Origin of the sequence: Blautia sp. BCRC 81119 (assembly GCF_003184505.1) — a bacterium.
GTDB lineage: Bacteria > Bacillota > Clostridia > Lachnospirales > Lachnospiraceae > Blautia_A > Blautia_A fusiformis.
The window spans coordinates 43,958-52,876 of sequence record NZ_QJHD01000030.1 but is presented as its reverse complement, the minus strand read 5'-3'; the positions used below and the strand labels follow the sequence as shown (position 1 = coordinate 52,876).

The window sequence follows — 8,919 nt, the reverse complement described above, 5'->3', positions numbered from 1 at the left end:
TAATATTTCCGGCATTTAATCACCCTGTCTGTTCAATCATGCTTTGAGACTGTCCTTTAAGGAAATCTCTTATTTGAGAGTATCCCCATCCGCAGTCAATCAATCCACTGACGAGCATTTCTTTTGACTGAACCGATTTCAATTCTTCTTCCGTCAAAAAGTCTCTCAAATTATCTTTTGTAGAAAGGCCTTTTTCTTCGCGAAGTTGTTTTGCACTTTTTCCAAACAAAATCCGATAGACCATATCTGTGTATGTCGAATATGCGTGTCCGTGCATCCTTGCGTTTTCCTGAGATTCTTTAAGTGCATTAGTTAACGCCTGCCTTACTGCGATACCTTTGTCTCGTTCTCTTATTTTCCCAAGAAGAATTTTTTCCATTTCATTAAATTGGCGAATATATCCTTCTTTGAATTTCATTGCTTTTTCGCCAGTGTATCCCATAGCAACAAGTGTAAATCCATCTCTTGTCATGTAATACATCGGCATTTTTTTACCCTGCAAATTAACATAAGAGGACTGTCCAAAATTGGACAGTCGAAAATCTTTGGAACATTCAAGTTCTCGTATGTCTCTCAAAACTTTGCTATGCTCTTTTTCAAAGGTTTCCGCAATATCGAGGCTGGTAACCACACTTCTTTCTACTTTTTGAATAATCATTGTCTTTACTAACATGCTTACATTCTCCTTTTCTATGTTTTTTGGCATGAAAAAAAGCACCTACCTTTCCGGTAGATGCTTCGCATCTTAATTATACAAAAAACGCAGCATATGATTCCATATTTTTACATAGGCAAATCGTATAATAAACAGGACTATTTTTATCCGGCTTTAAGGTAAAAAAAATAGAAGCCCAGATCACTCCGGGCTTTATCCTATCTTCCAAACACTTCTTTTGCGATATGGCGTATCTGAATAATGATAGCTTCTTCCGCATGGTACATCGGCATATACGCCCTGTTACCATAAGAATGATGCTTTCGTCCACTTTCATCCACATACCACCATCCGTTTGGGTCGTAGGCGTGTTTTTGATCTGGGTAAGTACCAACACCATAATCAGCGCCAGACGGTAATGGATAGCTGTCCGTTCCATAAGAAATACCGGCGCTAAACTCGATAAAAAGAACCTTGTCCCCGGAAAGTCGAACTGCTGCGCCAACGATATCGCCATGTTCGTTGTTGACAACCTCCGTGTAGTAAGAACCTTTTTCTTCAGACGGAATAGATTCCATTGTGGTCTGAATAACCTGTATCCCCTCTTGAGCCAGTTTGTCAACAAAAATCTGGTTCTTTCTTTGAATATCTTTCTGATATGCTTCCAACTGTTGAATCGCAGACCGTAAAGAACTATGGTTTAAACTGCATCGGATTATTTTTCTACTCATTGTTGCCACCGATTTTCGATATTCCATATCGGGCAACTTGTCCTTTTTGAGTATCAAGGGTTCTCTTAAGCCTGTAGTCTGGGAGAACAGTCGGGCTGTTATCTTCATTGAGAATTAATGACCCATCTTCCCCGACTTCTGGCACGACATCAATCCACAAGACGTTACCTTCTTTTGGTTGAAATGTTCGGTCAAAAACCGTAATGTACCGGTCGTAGTCGGGAACGATTCCGGCAGACAATTCTTCCGGCGTACCGGCTGTTGCCGATACTGAAATGTTCTTCTTTTGCGGGTTTGAATAGACAAGAAGTTTATCCATTCCATTGTTTTTTTCTTTTACTGTTGAAATCCATACGGATTGTTTCTGGCGAAGTCTACCTCTCATATATGCATCCTCCATTGACAGAAATTAATTTTCGTGTTATTCTTATGCATAAATCAGGGAACAACGTACGCCCAGATTTCATAATCTTCCAGTCCCCAGTTCCTCAGTTCTGGGGATTTTTTAATTTAAAATAAATTAATTAAATAGTAACCGGTTTTTTGTGACAGAACAGACTATAAGCGGAATCAAAGTTACAAAAGGGTCTGCTGTCGAAAAGAAATTTGAGTTTCCGGCAAAAACAGGATACACAAGACATTACATTCTTAGTTCAATCACAGGAGATGGTTCCAATACTGCGGTAATTAATGCCCACTTTTCTATAGTGAGTGTATATGCTCCCATGGTGGATTCTGAGGTTAGTGTAAAGGTAATGTGTATTTATGCAAAAGATTGATTTTGCATTCATATAAAATAGTAACCGGCTGATCGGTCTGGAAGTAAAAGCTAACAAAACAGCAATTTTGCCTATTCATGTATATTCTTCCGCATTAATACTGGGCACTGTAAATTCAAATGTATTTGGATTCTATCTCGTATCAAGAGGAGAGACAGAAAACATATATATTACACCTTTAACAAAAAATTCAAAATCAGATGATTTCACAATTACACCGATTGATGCGTACAAAGTGTCTATCCAAACCAAGACAAATACTGAAATGAAAGTTATTTATTAAAATAGTAATAGATTTTCAATCTATGAAAAAGAAGTACATGACTTAGATAATCCACCATCTGCATTTATTTTAAATACAGGAATAAATCCTAAAGGGCTTCCTGACTTGGGAGGCAACGGGTGTTGCGTTATACAACATAACCCTGATAATAACGAGTATACCGCACAATTGGCTTTTTCATTCGGCAGTGACAAGATAGCAATAAGGTGTAAAAGAAATACCGGTTGGACTAATTGGGCATATTTTTTCAGCTCAACAAATAGTAAGCCCTTGATGACGGAAAGCACTGATTTGAATAATGCTTCTGGTGGCTTCACTATACTGCACTGGAAACTCCAAACAGCGAATACTCCACGCACAGAAGGACTTACTACAACTTCATCTGGAATTGTACTTTCATATATCGAAAGTGCGAATTGGGCCGTTCAATTCGGCATGATTCCTGCCGACAAAAAATGGTATGTTCGTGTCAAATCGAACAACGAATGGAGCAGATGGGAAGAAAAATAATTAACCTCTTCCCATTTAATTCATTAAGAAAGCATCTATCTTACGCCACTTTTTCCAGTAAATACGGAACAAAATGTATTGCTTCATCCCCTACAATCTCATATGCGATTTCAAAAATCTGTATTGCTTTGTCAGCAATTAGATTGGCAATCAATTCTTCTGCTTCTACCCAATTCTCACGGGGCACAAGTCTATGCAGTTCTTTAAGAAATCCGCTCGAAAACATCATTGCATGGCTTAACTCATGTAGAACTACCCTTGTGAGAAAATCACCCGAAATAGCATCAGAAATCCAAACAGTTCTTGTGTTTCCGTCCGTCACAGCGCAGGTCATAGTACCGGTACGGTCAACCAGTACTGGATTCTCAGGATGAGTGAACCGAACTTTCCATTTTTGCCCATTCATGTAAAATTGTCTTAGCACAAAACCACCACCTTTAAACTAAAAAGCCCCTACCACATTTCTGTAGCAAGGGCCTTGTTTTTAATTCATCTGTTGAAGAAGCTTAGTCAAATCAGTTTTCATCTGTTGTCTAAGGGTTGCATCTGCATCCGACCACATCTCAGACATGGTACGTATAACATCCTGCGTGTACTCTTTCATTGAACTGTCCATCTTCTGTTTTGAATCTGCATCTTTGGAATCGTGATAGTGTCTGCGATTCTCGCTGTATCTGTCGTAGGTTTCACCGTATCTGGACTGCTGACGGTTCGTTCCGTCCATCCTCATGTTACTACGGTCCGGATGATATCCCATGCGGTATGCATCCGAATTATTCAGATACTCGTCCATCCAGTCATCATCTTCCATGTACAGGTACGGTTTATATCCCATACGACTTCCTCTACCCTTTGGGGCAAATCTGCCATTGGAATAACGATATCTGTCATATCCCATGCGTCCAAGATACTTCTCTTCCTGTTCGCATTCGTCCATAGCTTCTACGATTCTGTAATCTTTATCTGCACAAATTGCACACTTTACAGCTTCCATGCAGTCCTTCAGATCGTCCCAGTCTTGAGCACTGAGATTATCGAAGCCATGTGTCTTGGCTTTTTCCATAGCCCATTTTCCCATTTCCATTGCAACTTTATGCATTACAGTGCCCCCTTTCTAACAGCCTGTGTAACAGGTGTATCTGCTGTTGGGGCTGTACCATTAATTGCTGTCAAATTGTTACTCGGACTACAAGCCGGATTCCCTAACATCTTGAATACTCCACCAGTTGCACTCGTAGCTACTCTGGTTGCGTACTTCGTTCTGGTTCTTACGCCACAAGCCGTAACCTGTGCACAGCAACGATTCTGTAATGGATACAGGGTTGTTCCCGTTCCTATCTGAATCACCACCGGAGCGTTAATCGTAGTGGTTTCTGGTATGCTCTGTGCAATCACAATGCAATATTTTTCACCGTTGTTATAACTACCTGCTGGAAGTGTAATCACAAGATTACCACCAGTAAACGCAACAGCCTGGCTTATCACGAGATGATCACAGAGCTTACAAACATTTTTACAACTCATACTTCTACCTCTCAATCAAATAAGAGGTGAGCCGTAACCCACCTCTTAGAATTAGTCAACCTCTAAGGGTGAGTTACTTAGCAGCAACCGTTGTTGTATCCGTTGCATCCACCGTAGTAGGTATTCGGATTCGGAACAACATATGCCGGAACAGCTGCCGGATTGATTGCATTGATTAACTGCTGTGTCTGAGATGCCATTGCAGTTGTAAGAAGTGCGCTCTGGCGATCCTGAGATGCAGCACGTTTCAGATCAGAGTTCTCTGCCTGTAATGTTGCAAGCTTATCATTCGTCAAGAAATCGAGAATTGCTCTGGTGTTGCTGTTCTGATTGTCCAGAAGGTCTCTGGTGTTGTTGTTCATTGTGTTCTGAAGAGCACAAGTGTTGGTTGCCAGGTTGTAGTTGATACCCTGGATAGCTTCCCTTGTTTCACAGCAACAATTTGCCAACTGAGACTGTAATGCATTGGTATTCTGCATACCGGCTACAGTATCAGCATTGATCGCCTGCTGAACGCCATTGAAGCCCTGAAGCATTCCAACGTTCATGCCGTTGAAACCACTCTGCATGGTATTGTTGAGTGCATATGTGCTGTCACAGATACCCTGCTGAATACCTCTGATACCGTTCTGGATATCGTTAAGAGCGAAGCCCTCGTTGATATCGGCACGTGTAGCCCATCCTTGGAAACCAGCACCGTTCGCACCATTACCGCCGAAGCCACCGCCCCAGCCGCCGAAACCTCCCCATCCGAAGATTGCGAAGATCAGTACGAGCCAAATAAGTGAAAAACCATCGCCGCCCCACATGTCATTGGCACGGTTATTAGAGCCTGTAGCAGCTGCAATGTCGCTAAGACTGTAATTAGAACCATTCATCATGTTTTTAGTCTCCTTATAAATTTTATTTACAATAGGAGACATCCGCGGCTGTCATCCCAAATTGTAGCGATTTTAAATCACCCAATCATGGGGAAGTGTTATAATCCAAGGAATTTCTGGATAATTCCATCTGGCGATAAGTGCTTTTCGTTAAATACATTTTGCTGTATTTGATGCAACTGATCTGTATCACCTTTTTTATACAAATCCAAAGCATTTTTCAATGTTGGATTATTTCCTGCAAATTTACTCATGTCGTTCATCATGTTATCAACACTTCCGAACTTCTGAGAAATCATTTTTTCGACTTGTTTTTTCATCATGGCATTTGGATTGAAATTCATCTCTGCTTACCTCCGTTCTGCTGCTTGGCTTCCGGTGTTACCGACATTTGTGTCGGTAGCAAATCTTTTATTCCAGAAATCTCAGAACAAACATCGTTCCGAAGTTGATTAAACATAGCTTCAATGTCAATCTGTTTCTCTTCTGATTTCGGTTGTTGTTGTTCGTCTGGATTTAGAAGTCGGTAAACAAAAATTCTGCTTCTTCCGTCTGCCTGTAGTTGCTTTTTGTATATTTCTGTACCATCTGTTTTTGGATAATAGACAGGATTTCCGGTCATATCCACATCCTTTGCTTTTACAGTGTCGATTCCGTCAACCATCTGTCCCGGAAGTCCGGAAATCTGTGGCATCTGCTGTACCGGTTGTTGCATTTGTGCCTGCCCATAAGGCATTGTCTGTTGGTAGTTGTTCTGCAACTGTGTCAATCTATCTTGATACGGTTGTACCGGTGTTTGTGGGTATGGATTCAATGGTTGCGGATAATATGGATAAAATGCCATAGTGTGTTCCTCCCATCTCTGTAAGCTTTTCTCTATGCTTACATTATATGAGAGAAACCTAAGTATTTGAACGACACTATTTCGCCATATTTTCGCCATGATACAAAGAAAAGCCCCGATAATACATCGGGGCAACTTTAACAATCTTCTTTTTTACTTTTCGGTTTATGCGGTCAATGGTTCTTGGACTATACCCCATAATCTCTGCTGTTTCAAACAATGTTTTTTCCTCATAAACTCTCAACCGGAAAAATTCTTTTTCTCGGGAATCAAACCCGAATTCGCTTAGATAAAACTTTCTTTCATCTTCTGAAAAGTCTGTATAATTCATAATCCCACCGCCTCCCTTACAAGTGGAATTGCTTATTATGCCGGAAAGATACCGCTTAGTGCAAATCCTACAATAGCCCCGATCACGGCCGTGATAACGCAAACAACAATCGTATCGTAGCGTTTTCCCGGGGCTTCCATGAGGGATTTTAAATTATCATTCATTTCATCCACCGTATCTTTTATGTGCCCGAGATCATTGTTGTAAAGGACAATTTTGGTTTCAAGCGCATTGATACGTTCAAAAAAAATGCCGTCACGTTTAGAGTGTTTCTCTTTCATTTCGTGAACAACTTTTTCCAATTCTTCTAAGCGGTGTTCGTTAAAGCAATTCTGTTCACATCCCATCGCTGCTCTCCTTCACTCCCATTACATTTTTTTTGTACTTCTTCCCACCTCATAATGAAGTACCCCAGCAACGCCTGGGAGGAAATGCGTCACGTTCTCAACCTACTTTTTTTTTGTCAGATTCCTCTGGCAAAAGGAAAAACGCCATGATTGACAAATATCTCTGTCTCAGAGTTCCATCCTGCATTTACAGAATTTTCCGAATGAGATGTTTCAAACTCAACTCCTTGTTTCACAAGAAAATAAAGAGCCAAATCGAAAATGCAATCATAACATTTGTTCATATCTTTATTGATGTTTTCTTCCGTATAATTCTCAGGATAATTGCGCTTTTTCTGGAATGAACGAATAGCTCTTTTGACCGCTAAAGGAATCATCCTTGCAGTCTGCTCATCGCCTTCCAGATACATTGACAGATCGCTTATAAGCTGTTCGTCCATGCCTTTTCACCTACCCTTGCTGTGTTATAATTTCTGATATGATACCAGCCTTGTTTGTGAAAGTCAGGGCATAACCATTGTCACTTGCAAGCTGTCTCAGCTGAGCCACAGTCATACTGGACAGCTCGCTTTCTGTATACTTATGTGAAAAACTAGCTACAGACGGTGACTGGCTGTTTTCGTCAAGGCTATGCCCGCTTATTCCCCCTTTGTACCGATAACGATACCGCCGTTGGCTTTCGGTGCTACCGGAATAAACATACCGGATGCTTTTGTCCAAACAGCAACTGGATCCTGTGTAGCCCACATGGAAAGGGTAACAAAAGAACGATTCTCTTCCTGGATGAACTGTCTGTATTCGTTCTCTTCCGGTGTTGGTCCCCAAAGTCCAGTACCAAAAGAACCGCCTGCATCAGCTTCGTAGAGAGTGAACACATCCTCTTTGAAGTATCTTCCGGTCATCAGAGTTCCGTCTGCTTTTCTGTAACGGAATTTCTCATCACAGCGACCAACGGTGATTCCGTACTCCTGCATGAGCAGATTTGCAAGCTCCTGTCTGGTAAGGAGACGTTTATTCGCAGCTCCCAGAACAGCTGTCTGCATAGCTGTGTTGTTTCTCATGTAGTTGATCATCTTCAGAGATGTGACTGCATTTGTTACTACGTATCCGGAATCCTCGGCTACAGTTACCATCTTCTGAATATCGCCCATGATATCCGCATCTGCTGTAGACCAGTTGGTAAGAGTGACCTTTGCAGAACTTGGTACGCCATAATCGATATCCATTTTCACGTTATTTTCATCAATTTTTACCATACCGGTTGAAAGGAATTGGCCCTTCATGATGTTTGCCCTTCCAACAACGCCCTCAAACAGATTTGTGGCATCGTCAAAGACAAAATTTGTAAGAGTTTCATTATCCGGGACGCCATTTTCAATAGCTTCCTGGAGACGCTCAGACTGATTGATTTTCCTCTTGATAAAGAGCTTTTCAGTCAGAACTTTCTCGAATCCCGGTCTGGAGCCGATTTCTGCTTCGGTATCAAGAGCGTGAACAAATGCTACCTCCGGCAGTCGTTGTCCAGCCATAAGCCTGTAATACTCGGCTTTCCAAAACGGTGTCTTTACATCCGGAAAAATGGTATCGAGGATACCAGGTCTTGCCACAGAAAAATTCTGAGCGAAATTTAATCTTTCTTCTGCTGTGATAGCTTCTAATACATTGTATGGCATATTGGTTATACCTCCTTAAAATACTGGGTCTGTAGTGGTTACAAAAACAATTCCCTGCGCGGTAAGCTCTGTTTTTGCAGTTTCGTCGACTGTAACTGGCAGCCTTTTCTCAAGGACACGTCCTGCTACGATCACGGAAATCGGTCTTTTAGCATCATCTGTCATATCAACATCTTCAAATACGATTCCTTTTGCACCAGTCCCATTTGTCGGATACACGGAACCTGCTTTGATGATTTTTTTATCATTTACTGCCGTTGCATTCGTTGCGTCTGCGGTGTAAGTTTTCAGTACCAGTCCAACCTCGGATTCGAGAATGTTTGGAGTTGACTCATACTGTTTTGTTTTCATAAAAGCCATA

The 8,919-nt window shown here is 41.3% G+C and carries 14 protein-coding genes; all 14 read right to left on the bottom strand.

The genetic code is table 11. The features are described 5' to 3' along the window. Positions 1–19 precede the first annotated feature (19 nt). The 14 genes from DMI82_RS16360 to DMI82_RS16285 all read right to left on the bottom strand — a co-directional run bounded on the left by DMI82_RS16360 (position 20) and on the right by DMI82_RS16285 (position 8,918). Positions 20–673: a Rha family transcriptional regulator gene (locus DMI82_RS16360; protein ID WP_110103982.1), complete on the bottom strand. Its 654-nt coding sequence runs from the start codon at positions 671–673 to the stop codon at positions 20–22. A 200-nt stretch (positions 674–873) separates the two neighbouring features. Beyond that, positions 874–1,386 carry a hypothetical protein gene (locus DMI82_RS16355; RefSeq protein WP_110103981.1) on the bottom strand — a complete coding sequence of 171 codons (513 nt, stop codon included), beginning with the start codon at positions 1,384–1,386 and terminating at the stop codon, positions 874–876. Next, entirely contained in the window at positions 1,379–1,771 is a 393-nt protein-coding gene (locus tag DMI82_RS16350; RefSeq protein WP_110103980.1) for a hypothetical protein, read from the bottom strand. The genes DMI82_RS16355 and DMI82_RS16350 overlap by 8 nt, the downstream gene beginning before the upstream one ends. Before the next feature lie 1,227 nt (positions 1,772–2,998). Beyond that, positions 2,999–3,382 carry a hypothetical protein gene (locus DMI82_RS16335; protein WP_110103977.1) on the bottom strand — a complete coding sequence of 128 codons (384 nt, stop codon included), beginning with the start codon at positions 3,380–3,382 and terminating at the stop codon, positions 2,999–3,001. Positions 3,383–3,442: 60 nt separating this feature from the next. Next, positions 3,443–4,057, bottom strand: coding sequence for a hypothetical protein (locus DMI82_RS16330; RefSeq protein WP_110103976.1), 615 nt, complete (start codon positions 4,055–4,057; stop codon positions 3,443–3,445). Continuing rightward, entirely contained in the window at positions 4,057–4,482 is a 426-nt protein-coding gene (locus DMI82_RS16325; protein WP_110103975.1) for a hypothetical protein, read from the bottom strand. The genes DMI82_RS16330 and DMI82_RS16325 overlap by 1 nt, the downstream gene beginning before the upstream one ends. Positions 4,483–4,559: 77 nt before the next feature. Further along, complete coding sequence (locus tag DMI82_RS16320) at positions 4,560–5,363, bottom strand: hypothetical protein (RefSeq protein WP_242981859.1); 804 nt, start codon at positions 5,361–5,363, stop codon at positions 4,560–4,562. Positions 5,364–5,461: 98 nt separating this feature from the next. Beyond that, entirely contained in the window at positions 5,462–5,707 is a 246-nt protein-coding gene (locus DMI82_RS16315; RefSeq protein WP_110103974.1) for a hypothetical protein, read from the bottom strand. Continuing rightward, on the bottom strand, positions 5,704–6,207 hold the full coding sequence (locus DMI82_RS16310) for a hypothetical protein (protein ID WP_110103973.1): 504 nt from the start codon (positions 6,205–6,207) through the stop codon (positions 5,704–5,706). Before DMI82_RS16310 ends, DMI82_RS16315 begins: the two co-directional genes overlap by 4 nt. A 76-nt stretch (positions 6,208–6,283) precedes the next feature. After that, the gene (locus DMI82_RS16305) at positions 6,284–6,538 is read right to left on the bottom strand and encodes a sigma factor-like helix-turn-helix DNA-binding protein (protein WP_110103972.1); all 255 of its coding nucleotides are present in this window, start codon (positions 6,536–6,538) and stop codon (positions 6,284–6,286) included. 35 nt (positions 6,539–6,573) lie between these two features. Next, positions 6,574–6,885: a hypothetical protein gene (locus DMI82_RS16300; protein ID WP_110103971.1), complete on the bottom strand. Its 312-nt coding sequence runs from the start codon at positions 6,883–6,885 to the stop codon at positions 6,574–6,576. 116 nt (positions 6,886–7,001) lie between these two features. Next, positions 7,002–7,325, bottom strand: a complete 324-nt coding sequence (locus tag DMI82_RS16295; RefSeq protein WP_110103970.1) for a hypothetical protein — start codon at positions 7,323–7,325, stop codon at positions 7,002–7,004. Between the two features lie 198 nt (positions 7,326–7,523). Further along, a complete protein-coding gene (locus DMI82_RS16290; RefSeq protein WP_110103969.1) occupies positions 7,524–8,558 on the bottom strand; it encodes a major capsid protein in 1,035 nt (344 codons plus the stop codon). A 15-nt stretch (positions 8,559–8,573) separates the two neighbouring features. Then, positions 8,574–8,918: a hypothetical protein gene (locus DMI82_RS16285; RefSeq protein ID WP_110103968.1), complete on the bottom strand. Its 345-nt coding sequence runs from the start codon at positions 8,916–8,918 to the stop codon at positions 8,574–8,576. Between the last annotated feature and the right edge of the window lies 1 nt (position 8,919).